This window comes from Pseudomonas sp. KK18, assembly GCF_037094675.1.
GTDB lineage: Bacteria > Pseudomonadota > Gammaproteobacteria > Pseudomonadales > Pseudomonadaceae > Aquipseudomonas.
Map to the genome: position 1 here is coordinate 5,255,373 of NZ_CP146605.1, position 21,602 is coordinate 5,276,974.

Annotated in this window: 17 protein-coding genes and 1 pseudogene; 7 read left to right on the top strand and 11 right to left on the bottom strand. The window is 61.0% G+C overall.

The features are described 5' to 3' along the window. Positions 1 to 80: 80 nt before the first annotated feature. The 7 genes and pseudogenes from V6607_RS23545 to V6607_RS23575 all read right to left on the bottom strand — a co-directional run bounded on the left by V6607_RS23545 (position 81) and on the right by V6607_RS23575 (position 6,748). Entirely contained in the window at positions 81 to 935 is an 855-nt protein-coding gene (locus V6607_RS23545; RefSeq protein WP_087695368.1) for an alpha/beta hydrolase, read from the bottom strand. Beyond that, positions 932 to 1,741: an alpha/beta hydrolase gene (locus V6607_RS23550; protein ID WP_008431257.1), complete on the bottom strand. Its 810-nt coding sequence runs from the start codon at positions 1,739 to 1,741 to the stop codon at positions 932 to 934. The genes V6607_RS23545 and V6607_RS23550 overlap by 4 nt, the downstream gene beginning before the upstream one ends. A 98-nt stretch (positions 1,742 to 1,839) precedes the next feature. After that, positions 1,840 to 2,283, bottom strand: coding sequence for a hotdog fold thioesterase (locus V6607_RS23555; protein WP_003217165.1), 444 nt, complete (start codon positions 2,281 to 2,283; stop codon positions 1,840 to 1,842). 31 nt (positions 2,284 to 2,314) lie between these two features. Next, positions 2,315 to 3,981, bottom strand: a pseudogene (locus V6607_RS23560) (AMP-binding protein). A gap of 937 nt (positions 3,982 to 4,918) precedes the next feature. Beyond that, positions 4,919 to 5,368, bottom strand: coding sequence for a phosphohistidine phosphatase SixA (gene sixA / locus V6607_RS23565; RefSeq protein WP_134327083.1), 450 nt, complete (start codon positions 5,366 to 5,368; stop codon positions 4,919 to 4,921). Further along, complete coding sequence (locus V6607_RS23570; RefSeq protein WP_134327084.1) at positions 5,365 to 5,712, bottom strand: DUF4389 domain-containing protein; 348 nt, start codon at positions 5,710 to 5,712, stop codon at positions 5,365 to 5,367. Before V6607_RS23570 ends, sixA begins: the two co-directional genes overlap by 4 nt. Positions 5,713 to 5,722: 10 nt before the next feature. After that, on the bottom strand, positions 5,723 to 6,748 hold the full coding sequence (locus tag V6607_RS23575) for an NAD(P)H-dependent glycerol-3-phosphate dehydrogenase (RefSeq protein ID WP_003210548.1): 1,026 nt from the start codon (positions 6,746 to 6,748) through the stop codon (positions 5,723 to 5,725). A 195-nt stretch (positions 6,749 to 6,943) separates the two neighbouring features. Between V6607_RS23575 and V6607_RS23580 the strand changes: the two genes are divergently transcribed. From V6607_RS23580 to fabB, 5 genes are all read left to right on the top strand, one after another. Beyond that, positions 6,944 to 9,076, top strand: coding sequence for a TonB-dependent receptor (locus tag V6607_RS23580; protein WP_134327085.1), 2,133 nt, complete (start codon positions 6,944 to 6,946; stop codon positions 9,074 to 9,076). 20 nt (positions 9,077 to 9,096) lie between these two features. Beyond that, a complete protein-coding gene (locus V6607_RS23585; RefSeq protein ID WP_052024261.1) occupies positions 9,097 to 10,008 on the top strand; it encodes an ABC transporter substrate binding protein in 912 nt (303 codons plus the stop codon). Then, positions 10,005 to 11,906: an ATP-binding protein gene (locus V6607_RS23590; RefSeq protein WP_102369646.1), complete on the top strand. Its 1,902-nt coding sequence runs from the start codon at positions 10,005 to 10,007 to the stop codon at positions 11,904 to 11,906. Before V6607_RS23585 ends, V6607_RS23590 begins: the two co-directional genes overlap by 4 nt. Before the next feature lie 248 nt (positions 11,907 to 12,154). Continuing rightward, a complete protein-coding gene (gene fabA, locus V6607_RS23595) occupies positions 12,155 to 12,670 on the top strand; it encodes a 3-hydroxyacyl-[acyl-carrier-protein] dehydratase FabA (RefSeq protein WP_003210552.1) in 516 nt (171 codons plus the stop codon). 11 nt (positions 12,671 to 12,681) lie between these two features. Further along, complete coding sequence (gene fabB, locus V6607_RS23600) at positions 12,682 to 13,902, top strand: beta-ketoacyl-ACP synthase I (protein WP_003210553.1); 1,221 nt, start codon at positions 12,682 to 12,684, stop codon at positions 13,900 to 13,902. A 503-nt stretch (positions 13,903 to 14,405) separates the two neighbouring features. On the opposite strand, the gene V6607_RS23605 is transcribed toward fabB, so the two are convergent. Further along, positions 14,406 to 16,031, bottom strand: a complete 1,626-nt coding sequence (locus V6607_RS23605) for a methyl-accepting chemotaxis protein (protein ID WP_134327086.1) — start codon at positions 16,029 to 16,031, stop codon at positions 14,406 to 14,408. 148 nt (positions 16,032 to 16,179) lie between these two features. Then, on the bottom strand, positions 16,180 to 17,184 hold the full coding sequence (locus V6607_RS23610) for an amidohydrolase family protein (protein WP_008434016.1): 1,005 nt from the start codon (positions 17,182 to 17,184) through the stop codon (positions 16,180 to 16,182). A gap of 140 nt (positions 17,185 to 17,324) precedes the next feature. Here V6607_RS23610 and V6607_RS23615 point away from each other — a divergent pair, with 140 nt between their 5' ends. Together V6607_RS23615 and V6607_RS23620 are read left to right on the top strand one after the other, a co-directional pair. Further along, the gene (locus V6607_RS23615) at positions 17,325 to 17,741 is read left to right on the top strand and encodes an OsmC family protein (protein ID WP_003210558.1); all 417 of its coding nucleotides are present in this window, start codon (positions 17,325 to 17,327) and stop codon (positions 17,739 to 17,741) included. Positions 17,742 to 17,805: 64 nt separating this feature from the next. Further along, positions 17,806 to 18,678, top strand: coding sequence for a pirin family protein (locus tag V6607_RS23620; RefSeq protein ID WP_102369648.1), 873 nt, complete (start codon positions 17,806 to 17,808; stop codon positions 18,676 to 18,678). A 135-nt stretch (positions 18,679 to 18,813) separates the two neighbouring features. Here the strand turns inward: V6607_RS23620 and V6607_RS23625 are convergent, their stop codons facing one another. Further along, a complete protein-coding gene (locus V6607_RS23625; protein WP_008434010.1) occupies positions 18,814 to 19,542 on the bottom strand; it encodes a dienelactone hydrolase family protein in 729 nt (242 codons plus the stop codon). Between the two features lie 66 nt (positions 19,543 to 19,608). After that, positions 19,609 to 21,513 (bottom strand): molecular chaperone HtpG, encoded by a 1,905-nt coding sequence (htpG, locus tag V6607_RS23630; RefSeq protein ID WP_003210561.1) that lies wholly within the window; start codon positions 21,511 to 21,513, stop codon positions 19,609 to 19,611. Positions 21,514 to 21,602 lie beyond the last annotated feature (89 nt).

Genomic DNA, 21,602 nt, shown 5'->3' on the forward strand with positions numbered 1-21,602 from the left:
TGGGGTGCGCTGCGGTGTTGAGATCGTTCATGGTTGACTCCCTTTCGATCCGCCCAGCCTCGGCAGTTGACCCCGCCAAGTCAAGGCGTGGAGAAGAACCGATTGAAACAGTCTGCAACAAGGGTAGCGCCTGGCTCGTCATTCAGGTGCAAATGATGGCCACCGGGCAAGGTAGTCACCTGGAATGGAAGCCCGGAAAGCAATTCGGAATGTTTCGCCAACATGCCGTCTTCGGCGACCACCAACTGTGTCGGACAGCCGACTCGGCGCACGAAGGCCATCGCCTGTTCTTCTGTCAGGCGCATGGGGGAGGCCAGGGTCAGGCGGCTGTCGCTGCGCCAGGTGTAACCACCCGGCACGGGCATCAAGCCACGCTGGGCCAGCAGTTCGGCGGCTTCACGACTGACTGCCACCACGCCTTTCATCCGCGCTTCCACCGCGCGATCAAGGGTGCTGTACACCGGCTTGCGCTTGTCCTGCAGGTTCATTTGCGCCTGCAACGCCATGCCGAGGCGTTCGGCGGCGTTGTCTGCGGTGCCGGTCGGCGGGATCACGCCATCAATCAATCCCAGGTGCGTCACCCGCTCCGGCAAGGCGCCGGCCAACACCAGGGAAACGATGGCGCCGAGGGAGTGGCCAAGTAATGCAAAACGTTTCCATCCCAATTGTTCGGCGACTTGCAGCACGTCGTGGACGTAATCCCACAGGGAATAACCGGCTCCAACGGGTCGATGGGCCGAGTGACCATGGCCGGCCATGTCCAGCGCAACGATGCGCAGGCCATCGAGTTTCGGTGCCAGCCGGGCGAAGCTGTTGGCGTTGTCCAGCCAGCCATGCAGGGCAATCACCGGCAGGCCATCTTCAGGGCCGAACAGATGCGCCGCCAACTCGATGTGCGGCAGCGCCAGGCGGACTTCTTCGACGGGCGCAGTCATGCGCAACTGCGCTCGCGCTGGCGAGCTTCCCAACGGGCAAACAGGTTCTTGATCAAAGTGGCGGTGTCCTGTGGGCGTTCAAGGGGAAACATGTGGCCGCCGGGCATGGTCAGCATTTCGCCCATGGGCATGCGCCCCACGCCGCTGGCATGGTGACGCATCACCACCCGGCTCTGGCGACCACGCACCACCGCCAGCGGCACTTTCAGTTGCCGGGCCTGGCCGGGGCTGGTGTGGGGTACGCCGCGGTAGATGCTGATTTCGGTGGCCGGATCAAAGCGCAGGCGCAGGCGATCACCCACCGGCTCCAGGCCGTGTTGCAGGTAGGCATCAAAACAGTCGGGATCAAAGCCGCGAAACAAGGTCTTGCCAGCGAAGTACTGGCGCGCAGCCGCCAGGTCGGCGAACTCTTCACGACGGCCCAGGGTGCGCCCCGCCGGGGTCAGCCGGTCAATAAAGCCGAAACGCTTGGCCGCGCGGATCACCCAGCGATCGGCCAGGGTCAGTACCGGCGAATCCAGCATCACCACCCCGCGATACAGCTGCGGGCTACGCATGGCCGCGTGCAGGTGCAGCACGCCACCCAACGAATGGCCCACGCCCCACACCGGCTCCGGTTGTTGCTCAAGGTGGTGGATCAGTTCGTCCACCAGGTTCTGCCAATTGTCATCCACTGGAAACCGGGGGTCGTGACCGTGCTGCGGCAAATGCGCGACGGCGTACTCCGGGGCCAGGGCGGCAAACAATTTGCCGTAGGTCGCCGAAGGAAAGCCATTGGCGTGAGCGAAAAACACGTGCTGCGACATACCTGATCCATCACCGTAAACAGAGTGTTGATTCTCCCCAGACCGGGCAGTCACGGCAATGACTGTAACTGCCAGGAATGATGACACTCACGCCACGCCTATCGGGCCGGCGGCGTCTCCCCCAGCGGTACCACGGCCATGGTCAGGCGCGACACACAGCTGGCCTTGCCTTCATCGCTGGTCAGGCGGATGTCCCACACGTGGGTGGTGCGCCCGATATGAATCGGCTTGGCCACCGCCGTCACCCGCCCGCTGCGCAAGCCGCGCAGGTGGTTGGCGTTGATTTCCAGGCCCACGCAATAGAACTTGCTGGCGTCGATGCACAGGTAACTGGCCATGGAGCCCACGGTTTCCGCGAGTACCACCGACGCGCCGCCGTGCAGCAGGCCGTAGGGTTGATGGGTGCGGTGGTCGATCACCATGCTGGCCGTCAGGGACTCGTCGTCAAAACGTTCAAAGCGGATATCCAGTACTTCACCGATGGTGTTTTTCTGAATCGCATTCAGTTGCTCGATATTCGGTTGGGTGCGCCACAGGCTCATTGATCGGTCCTTATTGGTTTTATGTCAGTGCTCAATCCTGCCACAGCACGGCTTCGGAGCGCTCGCTCCAGGCCAGGAACTGCGACCCGTAGGCTGATTCAATCACGTTGCGCTTGATCTTCAAGGTCGGCGTGAGAAAACCGTTTTCCACCGCCCAACTGTCTTTCACCACCACCAGTTGGCGCAAGCGCTCATGTTTATCCAGCACCTGGTTGACCTCTTCCAGCAAGCGTTCAAGGCTGCCCTGCAAAGCCTGGCGCCCAGCGCCTGCGGCATCTTGCAGACCCACGGCAGATAACACGCACAGGCCCATGGGCGCACTCAAGCCATCGCCCACCACGCACACCTGCTCGATGCGTGCATGTTCGGCCAGGCGGTTTTCAATCGGCGCCGGGGCCACGTATTTGCCTTTGCTGGTCTTGAAGATTTCCTTGAGCCGCCCGGTCAGCCGCAGGCGGCCATCGGTGCCCTGCTCGCCCTTGTCGCCGGTGCGCAGGAAGCCGTCGGCGGTGAGGGTCTCGGCAGTTTTTGCCGGGTCCTTGTAATAACCGAGCATGGTCGCGCCGCTGCGTACCTGGACTTCGCCGTCGTCACCGATGCGCACTTCGACGTCCGGGCATGGCGGGCCTATCCAGCCGAGTTTCTGCTGGCCGGGGCGGCACACGTGGGAGTAGCCGCAGCTTTCGGTCATGCCATAGACCTCCAGCACATCCAGGCCCAGCCGGCGATACCAGACCAACAGTGCTTCGGGCACGGGGGCTGCGCCGGAGATCGCCACGCGCACAGCGTCCAGGCCCAACCCGGCGAGTACTTTGTGGCCGACCCGCTTGCCGATGAAGGGCAGGCGCAGCAAGGTATCGAGGCGGCTTGCGGGGATTTTGCTATAGACGCCCATCTGGAATTTGGTCCAGATCCGCGGTACGCCGAACAGCGCTGTTGGCCTCGCCCGTTTGAGGTCTGTCAGAAAAGTGTCGAGGCTCTCGGCGAAAAATACTGTCTGTCCGGTGTAGATCGAGGCCATCTCCACGAACATGCGTTCGGCGACGTGGCACAGCGGCAGGTAGGACAGCAGGCGGTCGCCCTCCCCCAGGCCGAACAGTTCAGTGCCGCGGATGGCCGCGAAGGCCAGCGCGCCGAAGCTGTGCATCACGCCCTTGGGCAGGCCGGTGGTGCCGGAGGTGTAGATGATGGTGGCTAGATCGGATGCTGCGGGCGCGGGGTTGTCCTGAATGGGTGAGCAGGCTTGCAGGTCGGCCCAGGTGAAATCGAATTCGCCATCGGGGCACAGCGGCAGGCTGATGGTGGGCAGGTCGGCCTTTACTCCGGCGGACATGGCGGGCCAGTCGTCCAGTTTGCCGATAAATGCCAGTGCGGCTTCGGAATGCTCGAGTACGTGGGCGACGGAGTCGGCGGTGAGGTTGGGGTAGAGGGGGCCGAGACGTGGCCGGCCATCCAGATGGCGAGGTCGGCGATGATCCAGTGGGCGCAGTTTTTCGAGATCAGGGCGATGTGGGAGCCCTGGGGCAGGTCGCGGGCTCGCAGCCAGTGGGCGGCGCAGCGGGCCTGGTGACCGGCTTCGGCCCAGGTGAGGGTTTGGACCTCGCCGCCTTTGATGGGCTGAACCAGGAATCGTTGCCGTGGGCGGCGGGCTTCGCGGTCGAAGAAGACTTGCAGCGGCAAACGAATAGCGACAGACATGGACGCGCTCCTTTGTGTTCCGATGGTAGCCAACCAAGCACTTGCTTGGCTGACTATTTCATGGGAGCGCGGGGGGTGCAAGTTCTGCTGTTTTTGGGGGCATATCCGTTATTCAGGTAACGGCCGCTTATGGTTCCGCTCTTACAGCGGCTCACTTTTGAAAAGCGCAAAAGTAAGCAAAACGCTCTTGCCCCACCACTCGGCACCTCGCCTAGGCTCGGTGTGCCCTCACTCCGGCTTTGGACCGTGGGCCGCCGTCATGGGCCATCCTTGGCCCAGGACGGCTAACCCGGCGTCCTGCCGGGTTACCCACGCTCCAAAGCCTGCGTTCGGCCAGCGTGGTTTAACGGGGCGCCTAAGATCAAAATCAAAAGCAGATCAAGAGCACAGCGGCCTACCGGCCGGCTTGAGTGTTAAAAGCAAAAGCAAAGACCAGAGCGAAAACAGATCTGCTTTTATGTGGGAGCGGGCTTGCTCGCGAAAAACCTGAGGTCGCCGTGCTGAATCAGAATGCCCGCGTCATCGTTAACGACCTTCGCGAGCAAGCCCGCTCCCACATTTGGACCGTGCCCGCCTTAGATTTTGCTTTTAACACTCAAGCCGGCCGGGAGGCCGCTGTGCTCTTGCTTTTGATCTGCTTTTGATCTTGATCTGCGGGCCCCGTCAACCACGATGGCCGCAAGTAGGCACGGTGGAGCGGGTAAATCGGCAAGGATGCCGATTTAGCCGCGCCGGGCCATGGATGGCCCGTCGCGGCGGCCCGCGGAACCGGGCCGGAGTGCGGGCATGCCGAGCCTAAGCGAGGCACCGAGTGGTGGGGCAAAGCGTTTTTTGGTTACTTTTTTAGGCGTTTGTAAAAAAGTGACCCGCTGTAAGAGCGGAACCCTAAGTGGCCGTTACCGAAGAAACGGATATGTACCCAAAACCAAACCCAACCTTAAGGATTCCGAACACTCAAAAGACTCATCAACCCCGCCAACGGAAAATCCCCCTCCAACTCCGCCAAACTCGCCGTACTCATAGCCTGCGGCTGCCGAAAATGCCCATGCTGCAAATAACTGATCAGCCCCCCCACAAACGGCTGATGGCTAACCAGCAACACATCATCGTCATTGTCGAGATGCTTGAGCACCTCCAGCGGATTACTCTCCGGCGTCAACCAAGGCACAGTGCGGACATCCGGCTCAAACCCCAACGCCTCCCGCACCAACTGCGCCGTCTGCTGCGCCCGCACATACGGACTGGCAATGATCGCCCGAATCGGCTGCCCAATCAGATGCCCCGCACTGCGCAAAACCTCATCGCGCCCATGGGCCGTCAAATTACGCTCGGCATCCGTACGCGCATGCCCCTCGGCTTCACCGTGACGCAACACCCACACCTTCATAGCTTGGGTTCCTCATCACGCGCCGGATGCGGTGCAGGCGGCACACTGTGGGCAGCCTCACCTTCCGGTGCACGGGGCGTCGGCCAATCGGCGAACGGCCAAGGCTTCTGATCACTGTGAAAACTGCCAAACCGCCCAATCTGCGCCAAGAACTGACTCAGGCTGTCACCAAAATTCATCATCCCCAGGTTCGGCGCCCCATACACCAGGCGATAAACCAGTTGCACCACCACCAGCGCGCCCAGCAGAAACTGCGCCACTTGCCACACCAGGGCAAACACCAGCATCCACAGGACACGCAGGCCGATGGACTCGTACTTGGGTGCTGCTTTCGGATCGTTCATGACGCGTTCCTCAGTTGAAACCACTGGTGGAAATAAAGTCGACATCGGTTTTAGGCTCGGCGCGCATCAGCAACTCGATGACCTGGTTCAAGGTGCGCCCTTCAAACAGGATCGCGTGCAACCCGGCAACCAGCGGCATATACACCCCGACCTCCTGAGACTTGGCCTTCAGCACCTTCAGGGTGTTGACGCCTTCCGCCACTTCGCCCAAACGCGTCACGGCGTCTTCCAGGCTCAAGCCCTGGCCAAGGGCAAAACCGACCTGATAGTTGCGGCTTTTCGGTGACGAGCAGGTGACGATCAGGTCGCCCACACCCGCCAGGCCAAGGAAGGTCATCGGGTTGGCGCCCTGATTGACCGCAAACCGGGTCATCTCGGCCAGGGCGCGAGTGATCAGCATGCTCTTGGTGTTTTCACCCATGCCCAGCGCAACCGCCATGCCGGCGATGATCGCGTAGACGTTCTTCAACGCCCCGCCCAGCTCGACGCCGAAACGGTCGGCACTGGCGTACACGCGGAAGGTGCGACCGTGCAGCACCTCCTGCACCCGCTCGCAGAGTTCTTCGTCTTCACTGGCGATCACCGTGGCAGTCAGCGCGTGCTCAGCCACTTCCCGCGCCAGGTTCGGCCCGGACAACACGCCAATCCGCGCTTCGGGGGCGATTTCTTCAAGGATCTCGCTCATCAACTTGAAGGTGTGCGCCTCAATGCCCTTGGTCAGGCTCACCAGCAGCTTGCCCGCCAGCCGCTCGGCATGGGGTGCAAGCACCGAACGCAAAGCGCTGGAGGGCAGCGCGACGAAGCACAGGTCGCACTCGTCCAGCGTCGCCTGTAAATCAGTCACCGGCTCCACGGCCGGCAGAATCTTGATGCCTTTAAGGTAACGGGGGTTTTCCCGGTTGACCCGAATGGCTTCGGCTTGCTCGGGGTCACGCATCCATTGGCGCACCCGGTGACCATTTTCAGCCAGCAGATTAGCCACGGCGGTACCAAAACTTCCGCCTCCCAGGACCGCAATAGGGCGCTGTTCAGTCATATGCAATCCGTTAATCCATAGCAGTGGCGATGGCCGCATTATACGGAGCGACCCGCCTGCGGCCAGCCCCCGCGTCAATTCAAACGCTTGTCGGAAAATGCGACATTTGTGCGAAGTAATTACAGGGCCGACGACTGGCAAAAGGCCCCACCTCAGTTAACATGGGCGGCTATCCGTAATTATCAAGGCCGTGCCGTGTATTTGGGCCCTCCTCCTCGCTCATCCCTTCTGCTGACGTTGTTGTGCATGCCGTGGTGCAGTGTGCCGGTGCTGGCTGACGACCTGTTCCTCGACAGCCAGCCGCTGCCGCAGGTGCTGACCGCCACCCGGCTCAAGCAATCGGCCGCCGCCGTGCCCGGCAGCATGACGGTGATCGACAGCGAGCTGATCAAGGCCAGCGGCGCACGGGATATCCCCGAACTGCTGCGGCTGGTGCCCGGGATGATGGTCGGCTACACCACCGGCAACCAGGCCGCCGTGAATTACCACGGCACCCAGGCGGGCGATGCGCGGCGCATGCAGGTGTTGATCGATGGGCGCTCGGTGTACCGCGCGGGCCTGGCCACGGTGGACTGGAGCGATATTCCGGTAGCCCTGGAAGACATCGACCGCATCGAGGTCTTCCGCGGCCCCAATACCGTCAGCTACGGCGCCAACGCGCTGATGGCCGTCGTCAACATCCTCACCCGCTCGCCGGCCAACAGCCATGGCACGCGGATGAAACTCACCCAGGGCGGCCGAGGGATCAACGACTGGTACGCCAGCCAGGGCATGGGCTGGGACACCGGCGATTTGCGCCTGTCACTCTCCGGTCAACAGGACGATGGCTTTGACAGCGACCGCGTGGGCGCTGACCGCCGCGACGGGCGCCGCCTGAACCGCTTCAGCCTGGCCGTGAGCCAGACCCTGAATGCGCAACAAAGCATCGACTGGCAGCTGGACGCCAAGGAAGGCACCAACCAGCGCCCTTACACCTACCAACCGGTGTTCGACGGGATTACCGAAGGCGGTAACAATTCCGACGTCAGCGCCAAGGACTATGCCGGTTCCCTGCGCTGGAACTTCGACTTCAACCCCGATCACAGCCTGTATATCCAGGGTTCGGCCCAGCAATGGGATCGCCGGCAGATCTGGCGCGCGTGCGATGCCAAGGTCTCGTTCAGCCCGGAACTGACGCAGCTGTGGCAGCTCAACCCCAACTATGCCGAGCGACTGGCCCGGCACATGAACAACTTCAACCCAGGCAACCTTCCACCCGGCAGCGCCGCCGAGCAGGCACTGGCCCGCCAGGTGCTCCAGCAATGGGGGGACGGCGGCAAGGACCCGGTCTGCGGCAACATCGACCAAAGCACCAAGGAAAGCCGCTACGACCTGGAGCTGCAAGACACCCTCAGCCTGTCCGACAGCCTGCGCCTGGTCAGCGGCATGAACTACCGCTACGACCGCGCCGACTCCGACACCTACTTCAACGGCACCCTGGACGACACCACCTGGCGCCTGTTCGGCCACCTGGAATGGCGGGCCAGCGAACACTGGCTGCTGCAGGGCGGCGCGATGTACGAAGACACCCACCTGAGCGGCAACTCGCTGACGCCACGGGTGGCCGTCAACTACCTGATCAACCCGCGCCACGGCCTGCGCGCGGTGTACTCCGAAGCCATTCGCTCCCCGGACATGTTCGAGAACAACGTCAACTGGAGCTACCGCGTCACCAACCTCAGCTCGCCGGCCTACGGCCAGAACTCCGGCCAATACTTCGTGGTGACCCGCGGCCCGGGCAACCTCGACAAAGAGCTGATGCGCTCCCGGGAGCTGGGCTACAACGGCTTTTTTGCCGACATCGGGCTGAACGTCGACGTGAAGCTGTTCTACGACGAAATCAGCGAAATGGTCAGCGAGCCGCTGCGCAACAACCAGTACATCGCCAGCAACTCGAACAGCTCGCGCTTTACCGGCACCGAAACCCAGCTCGACTGGCACATAAGCACCGCCGACCGGCTGCGCGTCACCTATGCTTATGTGGATGCCAGCGCCACCAACCCCCTGGACAGGCAGCAGACCGCGCGCAACAGCGGCTCGGCCGGCTGGATGCGGGAATGGGGCCATGGCTGGTCCAGCGCGGTGTTCTACTATGGCGACGATGCGCTCAACCAGTATCGCTTCGAACGGGTCGACCTGCGGGTGGCCAAGCGCATTGCCTTGGGCAAAGCCAACGTGGAGCTGGCCGGCATGTTGCAACAACGCCTCGACAATCAGCCCACCACCTGGCCCGACAACAACTATGACCAACGCCACGTGCTCTACTTCAGTGCGGAGTTAGAGTTCTAGTGGACAGCGACTCGTCACGGATGACCCTGCCCTTTACCGCCCGGCTCTGGCGGTGCTGTGTGTTGCTTGGGGTTTTACTGTTCGGCGCACCGACATGGGCAGCGGATATCCTGCTGACCGCCGACGAAGACGGCCCGGGCGTACAAACATTCGTCCAGGCCCTGGCCCTGCAGCGTCCCGAAGACAGCGTGAAGTTCACCCCGCTCAAGGACCTGCCCGCCCCCGCAAACTTGCCGACCAGCACCCGCCTGATCCTGCTGGACCTGCCCAGCCTTGATTGGCGCCTGCAAGACGCCCAGGGCCCACCGACCCTGGTGCTGCGCATCAGCCGCCTGCAAGCGCGCCAGCGCCTGGGTGCCACGTTGCCTGCGAAGATCAGCCTGCTGTGGAGCGACCCACCGCTGGACCGACAACTGCGCCTGATCACCGGCATCCTGCCTCAGGCCCGGCGCATCGGCGTGCTCTATGGCATCGACAGCGAGTTCCTGCTGCGCGAGCTGCGCCAGTACGCCGCGCCCATGGGCCTGGAGATCGTGCCCCAGCTTTGGGAAAACATTAATGACAGTCGCCCGCTGCAAAGCCTGTTCAAGAACAGCGACGTCTTGCTGGGGCTGGATGATCCCCAGCTGTACAACCCGAAAACCGCGAAAAACCTGCTGCTCAGCAGCTACGCCAGGCAATTGCCACTGGTCGGGCCCAACGCCGGGTTCGTCAAGGCCGGCAGCCTGGCCAGCACCTACAGCGATCAGACCGACTGGCTGGATGTGCTCGACCGCCTGCTGGATCATGCGCCGGCCAGTTGGCCGCGCTCGCTGTACCCGGAACGTTTCAAAGTCGTAGGCAACCCGCAGGTTGCGCGCTCACTGGGGATCGAACAGGTGGACGAAACCAACGTCGCCGCCCGCCTGGCCGAAGGAGAAAAACGCCCATGACATTTCGTCGCCGTTGGGACATCAACACCCGGACCCAGCTCATTACCCTGGGCCCGGCACTCCTGCTGACGCTGCTGTTGATCAGCTTCTTCACCTTCGTGCGGATCCAGGACCTGCGCCAGGAACTGGACCACACCGGCCAGTTGATCGCCAACCAACTGGCGCCGGCCACCGAATACGGGGTGATTTCCGGCAACAACGACGTGCTTGAAAGCCTGTTGCGGGCCACCCTCGCCACGCCGCACGTGCGCTTCCTGGAGATTCAGGACAGCGCAGAAAATATCCTGGTGTATGTCGAGCAACCGTCGGAGAAGCACGATCGCTCGCTGTCGGTGAAAGTCTTCCAGGCGCCGATTCGCCTGCAACATATCCAGCTGGGCAATGACTTCTTCCAGGACAGTACTGCCGAGCCCAAGGCCCCGCGCGCGGACTACCTGGGGCGAGTGATTGTCGGCATGTCCAACGATGCGTTCAGCCAGCGCCAGCAGGAAATCCTGTTCAAGGCCGGGATTCTCGCGCTGTTCGCCCTGCTGTTTACCTTCCTGCTGGCCCGGCGCCTGGCGGCCAGCCTGTCGCAACCGATCAGCGCCATGGGCAATGCGGTCAAGGCGATCCAGCAGGGCGATTACCAGACGCCGCTGCCCATCGTGGATGACTCGGAGCTGGGCGACCTGTCGCGCCACATCAATAACCTCGCCGATGGCTTGAACCAGGCCAGTCGTGAACAGCACCAGGCCATGGCCCAGTTGATCCAGACCCGCGAAGAAGCCGAGCGGGCGAACAATGCCAAGTCGGACTTCCTGGCGATGATGAGCCATGAATTGCGCACGCCGATGAACGGGGTGCTGGGCATGCTGCAACTGCTGGAAACCACCGACATGACCGAGGAACAGACCGAATACGCGGCACTGGCCTCGGAGTCCACCGAACACCTGCTGAAGGTGATCAACGACATCCTCGACTTCTCGCGCATCGAGCGCGCGGCCCTGGAGCTTGAGCACATTCCGTTCGACCTGGTGGAGCTGATCAGCAGTTGCGCCCAGGCCTTCCAGCACGCCGCCCAACAACGCGGGCTGGCGCTCGAAGTGCCGATCCCCCAGGGCCTGGGCTCGCTGCAGGTACAGGGCGACCCGACCCGCATCCGGCAGATTTTGGTGAACCTGATCGGCAATGCCCTGAAGTTCACCGAGCAGGGCACCGTCACCGTCGAACCCCACTGGCAGACCCTGGACCATGAATTGCTGTGGTTCACCTGCACCGTGCGCGATAGCGGGATTGGCATTTCCGCCGAGCGCCTGGAACTGATGTTCGATGCGTTCCAGCAAGCCGACAGTTCCATTTCAAGACGTTACGGCGGCACCGGACTGGGACTGCCTATCGCACGCACCCTGGCCGAACGCATGGGCGGCACCCTGCGCGCCCAGAGCGAAGAAGGCCACGGCTCGGTGTTCACCCTGGAAATCCCGCTGGCGATCTACCAGCAGAGCTTGCCGGTGCTCGCGCCGAATACCGAAGGCAATGGCCGTGCGGGCGAAGGGCGCAACGTGTTGCTGGTGGAAGACAACCCGGTCAATCGCACGGTGGTCGAAGCCATGCTGCGCAGCCTGGGGTTCGAGGTGAGCATCGCCACCGACGGCGCCGAAGCGATTCGCAGCGCCGAGAGCCTGATTTTTACCGCAATCCTGATGGACTGCCGACTGCCGGGCATCGATGGCTACGAGGCTACCCGGCAGATTCGCCAGTTGCCCGGTTGCGCCGAGCTGCCAATCATTGCCCTCACGGCCAATGCCTTGCAGGGCGATCGCGAAGCCTGCCTGGCAGCTGGAATGAACGATTACCTGGCAAAGCCGTTCAAACGCACGGATTTGCAGCAAATCCTGCAGAGATGGGTGCAGTAACACGGTGCCATCAGCCAACTGCGACTGGCGTGAAAGACGAAAGTGCGGCAGTCTTAGGCACCCGAACGGGCCCGTAAACCGGCCCGGTTTATAATTTCAGTGCACAAGTGTACATTCATGACCTTGACGCTGTGACTTTCACTACAACGCAATAGTCTATGTGTAGGCTGCCGATATGAGGCATGAACGCTTCAGTCGGCCGGGAAGATTTGCCCTGCCCTGCCGCATGGGATTATTGAGGAGCTCGCATGACCAAACAAAACGCCTTTACTCGGGAAGACCTGCTGCGCTGCAGTCGCGGTGAGCTGTTCGGCCCAGGTAACGCGCAACTGCCCGCCCCGAACATGCTGATGGTGGATCGCATCACCCATATCAGCGAAGAGGGTGGCAAGTACGGCAAAGGTGAATTGGTCGCCGAGCTGGATATCACCCCTGACCTGTGGTTTTTCGCCTGCCATTTCGAAGGCGATCCGGTGATGCCGGGCTGCCTGGGCCTTGACGCCATGTGGCAGCTGGTCGGTTTCTATCTGGGCTGGCAAGGCCTGCCGGGCCGCGGTCGCGCCCTGGGTTCGGGCGAAGTGAAGTTCTTTGGCCAGGTCTTGCCGACCGCCAAGAAAGTCACTTACAACATTCAAATCAAGCGCGTCCTCAAGGGCAAGCTGAACCTGGCCATTGCCGATGGTTCGGTGACTGTCGACGGTCGCGAGATTTATACTGCCGAAGGCCTTCGGGTCGGCGTATTCACTTCCACTGACAACTTTTAAGGGTTATCCGCATGCGCCGCGTCGTTATCACTGGTCTGGGCATTGTTTCGTGCCTGGGCAATGACAAAGAGACCGTCTCCGCTAACCTGCGTGCAAGTCGCCCTGGCATCCGCTTCAACCCGGAATATGCCGAAATGGGTCTGCGTAGCCAGGTTTCCGGCTCCATCGACCTGCCCCTCGAAGAACTGATCGATCGCAAGATCTATCGCTTCGTCGGCCACGCAGCCGCTTACGCCTACCTGGCCATGAAGGACGCGATCACCGATTCCGGCCTGAGCGAAGACCAGGTATCCAACGTGCGCACCGGCCTGATCGCCGGTTCCGGTGGCGCGTCGACCTTGAACCAGATGGAAGCGCTGGACATCCTGCGCGAGAAAGGCGTCAAGCGCGTTGGCCCGTACCGCGTCACGCGGACCATGGGCAGCACCGTTTCCGCCTGCCTGGCCACGCCGTTCAAGATCAAGGGCGTGAACTACTCGATCTCCTCCGCTTGCGCCACCAGTGCTCACTGCATCGGTACCGCTGTAGAGCAGATCCAGTTGGGCAAGCAGGACATCGTGTTTGCCGGCGGCGGTGAAGAAGAACATTGGAGCCAGTCGTTCCTGTTCGACGCCATGGGCGCCCTGTCGACCCAGTACAACGAAACCCCGGACAAAGCCTCCCGCGCCTATGACAAGAACCGTGATGGCTTCGTCATTGCCGGCGGTGGCGGCATGGTGGTGGTCGAGGAGCTGGAACACGCCCTGGCCCGTGGTGCGAAGATCTACGCGGAAATCGTCGGCTACGGCGCGACGTCCGACGGCTACGACATGGTTGCGCCAAGCGGCGAAGGCGCCATCCGCTGCATGCAGATGGCCATGTCCACCGTTGATACCCCGATCGACTACCTGAACACCCACGGTACTTCGACTCCGGTCGGCGACTCCAAGGAAATGGAAGGCGTGCGTGCGGTATTCGGCGACAAGGCTCCGGCGATCAGCTCTACCAAGAGCCTGTCGGGTCACTCCCTGGGCGCCGCTGGCGTTCACGAAGCGATCTACTGCCTGCTGATGATGGAAGGCAACTTCATGGCGGGTTCTGCCAACATCGAGGAACTGGATCCGGACGTGGCTGACATGCCTATCCTGACCAAGACTCGTGAAGATGCGACCATCAATACAGTGATGAGCAACAGCTTCGGCTTTGGTGGCACTAACGCCACCCTGGTGCTGAAACGTTGGCAGGGTAAGTAAGCTTCCGCAGCTTGATCGCCTGAAAACGCCCCGACTGGTTCGGGGCGTTTTTTTACCCGTTTACCCCGCTTACAGTGGCTCACTTTTGAAAGCCGGAATGCGTGCCCAGTCAAAAGTAAGCAAAACGCTCTTGCCCGATCACTCGGCACCTCGCTCAGGCTTGAGTGTTTAGAAGCAAAATCAAAAGCTAAAACGGGCACGGTCCAATGTGGGAGCGGGCTTGCTCGCGAAGGTCGTTAACGATGACGCTGGCATCCTGATTCAACGCGGCGTTCTCAGGTTTTCGCCGGCAAGCCGGCTCCGACAGAAAAGCGGTTCTGCTTTTGCTTCTAACACTCAGGTCGGCTTCCAGGCCGCCGTGCTCTTGCTTTTGATCTTAGGCGCCCCGCCGACAGGCGAGGCAGAGCGCTTTGCTTACTTTGCCGCTTTTGCAAAGTGACTCGCTGCGAGAGCGAAACCATAAGTAGCCCCTACCACAGCAACGGGCATACTCCCCCAACAACCTAAACCGAAAACCTAGCCACCATCGTGTTGAGATCCACCGCCAACCGCGACAACTCCTGGCTCGCCGCACTGGTCTGGTTCGCCCCCGCCGACGTCTGCTGTGCCAAATCGCGAATATTCATCAAATTGCGATCCACCTCCCGCGCCACCGCCGCCTGTTCTTCCGAGGCACTGGCAATCACCAGGTTGCGCTCATTGATCAGGGTAAACGCCGAAGCAATCTCCTCCAGCGCCGTCCCCGCCGACTTGGCGATATCCAACGTCGAACGCGCCCGAGTATTGCTCTGCTGCATGGAGCTGACAGCCTGATCAGTCCCCTGCTGAATCCCACTGATCATCTGCTCGATTTCCTGGGTCGACTGCTGCGTACGATGCGCCAAGGCCCGCACCTCATCCGCCACCACCGCAAACCCACGCCCGGCATCCCCAGCCCGCGCCGCTTCGATGGCGGCATTCAGCGCCAGCAAATTGGTCTGCTCGGCAATCGAACGAATCACATCCAGCACCTTGCTGATGCCATACACCTTCTGCGCCAGGTCCTCCACCTGAGTCGCATTGGCCGTCACATCATCCGCCAGGGACTCAATCGACAACACCGTCTGATGCACCTGCTCGCGCCCGTGCTGAGCGATACGATCCGACTCCCGCGATGCCTGGGACGTAGCCACCGCGTTGCTCGCCACCTCCTCCACCGCCGCCGTCATCTGGTTCACCGCAGTAGCCGCCTGCTCGATTTCCTGACTCTGCTGATGCAACCCACGGGTGGCATCTTCGGTCACGCAACTAAGCTCTTCGGAAGCCGACGCCAACTGGCTGGACGAATCGGAAATACGCCGAATGGTTTCCCGCAAGCTCTCCTGCATGCTTTTCAGCGCCTGCTGCAAACGCGCAGGCTCATCCTGGCCGCTGACCGTAATCACCCCGGTCAGATCGCCACTGGCCACACCCTGGGCGACTTTCAAAGACTGGGATAACGGCAGCACAATACTGCGGGTCAGCAACAATGCCAGGCCGATGGTGATCAGCGCCGTCACGGCAATCATGCCAACCACCCAACTGCGCGATTGCGTGAACACACTTTGCGCCAGGCTCGCCGCCTGATTGGCACTGACCTTGTTCAACGTCACCAGCTCACGCAGGGTACCGGCCAGTTCGTCGGCCAACTGGTTCATCTCGCCGTTGACCACCTTGATCGCGTCTTCCAACTGATTCGCCTGGGAAAACGCCATCACCTGTTCCTGGCGCTGCAGGTAACGCTCTTCCTCGGTTTTAAAGCGATCGAACAGCACCCGCTCTTCAGGCAGCACGATCAAGCCTTCATAGAGGGACTGAGCCTTGTGCAGGCCACTTTTCAGCTCGGTGATTTTCTGCTCATTCTGCGTGATTGCCTGCGGGTCGCGGTTAAGCAGCAGCCGCAACGTCAGGGCCCGTACCCGCAGCAGGTCCTGATTCATCTCGCCGACCGCCATCACGCTGGGCAGCCAGTTGTTTTCCACCTGGTCAGACTGCTGGCGCATATTGCCCATCTGCAACAAGGCGAACCCGCCCAGGGCAAACACCATCAGCGCCAGCAAACCAAACCCCAGGCCGGCGCGAGGGGCGATATTCAGACTTCTGATATTCATGCTCGGAATCCTTCCAAAAGCGCTGCATCCACCTGCAGCGGGCTCTTGAAAGGTATCGGCGAGTTGAGACTTTTGCCTAAGACGAAAACGCGATATCAAAACGCCTAACGATCGCCCCGCCCCGGCTGTAGCGATTCAGCTAAACCCATCACCTGGGCTTGGGCAGAATCGCCAGGAAATTGTCCCGCGCGACCTTTCTGGCTACATCCTCAGGCAACGCATCGAGGAACGGGTCAAAGCTGCGCATTTCCTTACCGAGCTTGTTGAAGCGTCCTACTACGTCTGAGCCAAGCATGAAGCGGTCCGGGAAGCGCTCCACCAGCTTTACCCACTCAGGGCGTGCCTTTCCCGCCTCATCCAGCAAGTAAGGCGTGAGCACGCTCCAGGACAGGTCGACGTACAGGTTGGGGTAAGCCTCCAGCATGCGCGCCAGGGTCGGCAGCAAAAAATCCATCTGCGTCTGGTGCCGATGGATCTCCATGCTGCTGCCCGCGTGGGCCCAGATAAACCGGGTGTGCGGGTGATTACGCAGCGGCTCTTCCATTTCCGCCAGGTACAACGGATTTTTCTCACGCTTGGAGGTGATGTTGGAATGCACCATCACCGGCAGATCATTCTCCGCGGCCAGGTGATAGATGCGGGTCATCGCCTCGTTGTTGGCCCTTGGGGTGTCGCCGGAGGTCAGCGCGGTCAGGTCGTCGTGACGGGTGAAGACTTCGCCGATGCCTTGCCAGAGCCCAGGATTGAGATCGAGCATGCGCTGGATATGGGATGCGGCATTTTTATCGTTGGGATTGAAACCACTGAGGAACGGATGAAAGCGCTGACGTTGCTCCGGGCTCAATTTATTGACCGCATCGGCGACGAACACGTCGGTGGCGCTGTACCAATAGGCGTCGGCGTCGTCCCCGGCGTAATAGCGCGGCCGCTTGGGTTCGTCCTCATGCCATTTCTTGGCCACCGGTATGCCGGAAATCATCACATGCTCGATGCGATTATCGGCCATGGCCTTGAGTAATTTATCCATGCCCGCCGACTCCTGGAAGAAATCGACGTAATGCAGGTGTGCATCGCTGTAGGCATAGTCGCGAGCCTGCACCGCAAGGCTTGCGGCGGTCAGCAACAGGGCAATACTCAGGCGGGTCCGGCGCACGGGGGTACCTCAAACAAGGGCTAATGCCGGTAGACCTCGGACCGCGCCTGCGGGTTCAGCGGTAAACAACGGGGAACACCAACGTGCCAGCATGCTCTATAACTGCATGAGCTTCTTCCTGCCACCCTGTGAGGTTTGCCATGCCTGTTACCGTGAACACGCTGAACGCCGAAAACTTCCGCCACAGCGTCAATATCAATAACCACGAGCTGTTTACCGACCTGCCCAAGAGCTTGGGCGGCGACGATTCGGCGCCCTCCCCCCACGATTACTTCGACGCCGCACTGGCGTCCTGCAAGGCCCTGACCGTCAAGCTCTATGCGCAGAAAAAAGACATACCGCTGACCGGCGTGACCGTGGAAGTCACCCATGACAGCACCGAAGAGCAAAAGGGCAAATACAAGCTCAACGTCAAACTGACCCTGAAGGGCGTACTCACTGACGAGCAGCGCGACGAGCTGCACCGCGTGGCGGATCGCTGCCCGGTGCACAAGCTGATGACCACGGCCGAAGTCACCATCGAGACCCGGCTCTCCGAAGGCGCCTTCAGCCAGTAGCGGCAACCTCCCGTCGAGCGGGTTATGCTCAGTACCATCAGACCCGCTCAGACTGGGAAGCACCATGACCACCGTGACCGTGATTCGCCCGCGCGCCGAAGATGTGGAAGGCCAACCGATCCTGCGCCCACTGCCCTCCAGGCAATGCCGCAGCGTCGGGCCTTTCGTGTTTTTCGACCATATGCTGCAAACCCGTTATGCCCCGGGTACCGGCATGAACATTCGCCAACACCCGCACATCGGCCTCTCTACCCTGACCTACCTGTTTGAAGGCGAACTCCTGCACAAGGACAGCCTCGGCTCCGATCAGGTGGTCAAGGCCGGGGACGTCAGCTGGATGACAGCCGGCAGTGCCATTGCCCACGTTGAACGCAGCCCCGAGGCGTTGAAGGCCAGTGGTTTCAGCCTGCACGGGTTGCAAGTGTGGCTGGCCTCCCCCAAGGAACATGAACAAGGGCCTGGGCATTACAGCCATCATCCGGCCGCCAGCTTGCCGGTGAGCGATAACCTCGGCGTGCAGATTCGCCTGATTGCCGGCAATGGCTTTTGCCTCGAATCGCCGGTGCCGGTGTTGTCGCCCACCTTGTATGCCGAGGTGCGGATGCAGACGGCTACCACCCTGCTGATCCCGGATGAGCATGAAGAACGGGCGGTGTATGTGCTGGAGGGTGAGGCGCAGTTGGATGGCGAAGCGCTGGAGGTGCATAGCCTGGTGGTGTTGCCGGCAGGCGCAAGCATGGGGCTGTTTGCCGAGACTGATTGCCACCTGGTGGTGTTCGGCGGCGCGGCGCTGGATGGGCCACGGCGGATTAACTGGAATTTTGTCGCGAGTGATCCGGCGTTGATCGAGCAGGCTCGGCAGCGTTGGGCGGCTGGGGATTGGCCGACAGTGCCGGGGGAAAGTGAGCGGATCGAGTTGCCTCTAGGCAAGGCTTAAGCGCTTTATTGCCTGTGAAACAGCCTTCGCGAGCAAGCCCGCTCCCACATTTCGACCGCGTTCCTTCAGGATTTACACGGTTAAAATGTGGGAGCGGGCTTGCTCGCGAAGGGGCCAGCTCAGGCAACCGAACTATCAGCCCTTGAACACTTCATCCAGCAAGTTATGCATCGACTGAAAGGCCCGCGCAGCGGTCTTCGCGTCATACATCATCTTGCCCGGCACATTCGCGTGCGGGTCGGTAAACGAGTGCACCGCACCGCCGTAGCTCAGCAATTGCCAATCCACACCGGCGGCGTTCATTTCGTCTTCAAACGCCGGCAGTTGCTCCTTCGGCACCAACGGGTCGGAAGCACCGTGCAACACCAGCACGGAACCCTTGATGTTTTTTGCATCGGCCGGGTTCGGCGTGTCGAGGCTGCCGTGGAACGAAACGGCAGCTTTCAACGGTGCACCGGTACGCGCCAGCTCCAGGGAGCAGCAACCACCGAAGCAGAAACCAAAGGTCGCCAGCTTCGAGGTATCCACCGCCGCTTCAGTCTGGGTTTTCAGGTGATCAAGCGCGACCTGCATGCGCTTGTTCAACAGCGGCCGGTCATTCTTCAACGGCATCATCGCCGCACCCGCTTCATCGCCGTTCGAAGGGCGGACGGTTTGCCCGTACAGGTCGGCAAGCAGCACCACGTAGCCCTTGCTGGCCACGCTCTTGGCGATCTCTTCAGCGCCGGCACTGACACCCATCCAGTTCGGCGCCATCAACAACCCTGGCAGCGGGCCCTTATGACTGGCATCAAATGCCAGGCGGCTTTCATAAGACTGGCCATCAATCTGATAGACCACGGAACGCACGGTGATTTGGCTCATCATTTACTCCAGGTGAAAGGCTCCAGAACGAAAAAACCCGCCGAAGCGGGTTTTTCTACAACGGTGTTAAACCGACAGTTCAACCAACAGCTTGTTCAGTCGGCGCACATAAGCGGCCGGGTCTTTCAGGCTGTCGCCGGCAGCCAGGGCTGCCTGGTCGAAGAGGATGTGCGACAGGTCGCCAAACCGCTCTTCGCTCTGCTCGCCGTCGAGTTTCTCGATCAGCGGGTGCGCCGGGTTGAATTCGAAGATCGGCTTGGAATCCGGAACCTTCTGACCGCTGGCTTCCAGGATCTGACGCATCTGCATGCCCAGGTCCTGCTCGCCGATGGCCAGGATCGCCGGGGAATCGGTCAGACGGTGGGAAACCCGCACTTCGCTGACGGCATCGCCCAAGGCGGTCTTGATTCGCTCAACCAGACCCTCTTTGGACTTGGCCACTTCTTCAGCGGCTTTCTTGTCTTCTTCGGAATCCAGGTTGCCCAGGTCCAGGTCGCCGCGGGCGACGTCAACAAAGCTCTTGCCGTCGAAGTCGCTGAGGTAGCTCATCAGCCACTCGTCGATGCGGTCGGTCAGCAGCAGCACTTCGATGCCTTTCTTGCGGAAGACTTCCAGGTGCGGGCTGTTCTTGACCTGAGCGTAGGTTTCACCGGTCAGGTAGTAGATCTTGTCCTGACCTTCCTTGGCGCGCGCCAGGTATTCAGCCAGGGAAACGTTCTGCTCGCCGTCGTCACCGTTGGTCGATGCGAAACGCAGCAGGCCGGCGATTTTTTCCTTGTTGGCGAAATCTTCTGCCGGGCCTTCTTTCATGACCTGGCCGAAGTTTTTCCAGAAGCCCTTGTATTGCTCAGGCTCGTTTTTCGCCAGCTTTTCCAGCATGTCGAGGACACGCTTGGTCAGCGCCGACTTCATCGAGTCGATGATCGGGTCTTTCTGCAGGATTTCCCGCGACACGTTCAGCGACAGGTCGTTGGAGTCAACCACGCCCTTGATAAAGCGCAGGTACAACGGCAGGAACGATTCCGCCTGGTCCATCACGAATACGCGCTGCACATACAGCTTCAGGCCTTTCGGCGCTTCACGCTGGTACAGGTCGAACGGAGCACGGGCCGGTACGTAGAGCAGCGAGCTGTATTCCAGCTTGCCTTCGACCTTGTTGTGGCTCCAGCTCAGCGGGTTTTCGTAATCGTGGGCGATGTGCTTGTAGAACTCCTGGTATTCCTCGTCCTTGACTTCGGTACGAGGACGGGTCCACAGGGCGCTGGCGCGGTTGACCACTTCCCATTCCTGGGCTGGGGCTTCTTCGCCTTCGGCCGCCGCTTGTTCTTTCGGCAACTCGATCGGCAACGCGATGTGGTCGGAGTACTTCTTGATGATATTGCGCAGACGCCAGCCATCGGCGAACTCGTCTTCACCGGACTTCAGGTGCAGGACGATGCGGGTACCACGATCAGCCTTGTCGACAGTGGCGATTTCAAATTCGCCCTCGCCCTTGGAAGACCAGTGCACGCCTTCGCTGGCGGCAAGGCCGGCACGGCGGCTGAATACTTCAACCTTGTCGGCAACGATGAAGGCCGAGTAGAAGCCCACGCCGAACTGGCCGATCAGGTGCGAATCTTTCTTCTGGTCGCCCGACAGGTTCTTCATGAAATCAGCGGTGCCGGATTTGGCGATGGTCCCCAGGTGGGTGATCGCATCGTCACGGCTCATGCCGATACCGTTGTCTTCGAGGGTGACGGTTTTCGCGTCCTTGTCGAAGCTCACACGGATTTTCAGTTCCGCGCCACCTTCCAGCAACTCAGGCTTGGACAGGGCTTCGAAACGTAATTTGTCGACAGCGTCAGAGGCGTTCGAGATCAATTCGCGAAGGAAAATTTCCTTGTTGGAATACAGCGAATGGATCATGAGGTGCAGCAGTTGCTTCACCTCGGTCTGGAAGCCCAGGGTTTCCTTTTGAGTTTCCACACTCATGGTCATCAAACTCCAATTGGATGGCAGTGGCCGCGCCCTTGAGGGTTGGCGGCGGGTTGTCATCAAAGTTGGGGGCTAAGACCAGGATT

Bases quoted from the DNA above. Each gene is read 5' to 3' on its own strand.
- V6607_RS23585 (WP_052024261.1), top strand. From the start codon at position 9,097: ATGACCCTGCCCTTTACCGCCCGGCTCTGGCGGTGCTGTGTGTTGCTT.
- V6607_RS23625 (WP_008434010.1), bottom strand. From the start codon at position 19,542: ATGAGCCAAATCACCGTGCGTTCCGTGGTCTATCAGATTGATGGCCAG.
- fabB (WP_003210553.1), top strand. From the start codon at position 12,682: ATGCGCCGCGTCGTTATCACTGGTCTGGGCATTGTTTCGTGCCTGGGC.
- V6607_RS23570 (WP_134327084.1), bottom strand. From the start codon at position 5,712: ATGAACGATCCGAAAGCAGCACCCAAGTACGAGTCCATCGGCCTGCGT.
- V6607_RS23545 (WP_087695368.1), bottom strand. From the start codon at position 935: ATGACTGCGCCCGTCGAAGAAGTCCGCCTGGCGCTGCCGCACATCGAG.
- V6607_RS23620 (WP_102369648.1), top strand. From the start codon at position 17,806: ATGACCACCGTGACCGTGATTCGCCCGCGCGCCGAAGATGTGGAAGGC.
- V6607_RS23615 (WP_003210558.1), top strand. From the start codon at position 17,325: ATGCCTGTTACCGTGAACACGCTGAACGCCGAAAACTTCCGCCACAGC.
- V6607_RS23605 (WP_134327086.1), bottom strand. From the start codon at position 16,031: ATGAATATCAGAAGTCTGAATATCGCCCCTCGCGCCGGCCTGGGGTTT.
- V6607_RS23555 (WP_003217165.1), bottom strand. From the start codon at position 2,283: ATGAGCCTGTGGCGCACCCAACCGAATATCGAGCAACTGAATGCGATT.
- V6607_RS23590 (WP_102369646.1), top strand. From the start codon at position 10,005: ATGACATTTCGTCGCCGTTGGGACATCAACACCCGGACCCAGCTCATT.
- V6607_RS23575 (WP_003210548.1), bottom strand. From the start codon at position 6,748: ATGACTGAACAGCGCCCTATTGCGGTCCTGGGAGGCGGAAGTTTTGGT.
- V6607_RS23550 (WP_008431257.1), bottom strand. From the start codon at position 1,741: ATGTCGCAGCACGTGTTTTTCGCTCACGCCAATGGCTTTCCTTCGGCG.
- sixA (WP_134327083.1), bottom strand. From the start codon at position 5,368: ATGAAGGTGTGGGTGTTGCGTCACGGTGAAGCCGAGGGGCATGCGCGT.
- fabA (WP_003210552.1), top strand. From the start codon at position 12,155: ATGACCAAACAAAACGCCTTTACTCGGGAAGACCTGCTGCGCTGCAGT.
- htpG (WP_003210561.1), bottom strand. From the start codon at position 21,513: ATGAGTGTGGAAACTCAAAAGGAAACCCTGGGCTTCCAGACCGAGGTG.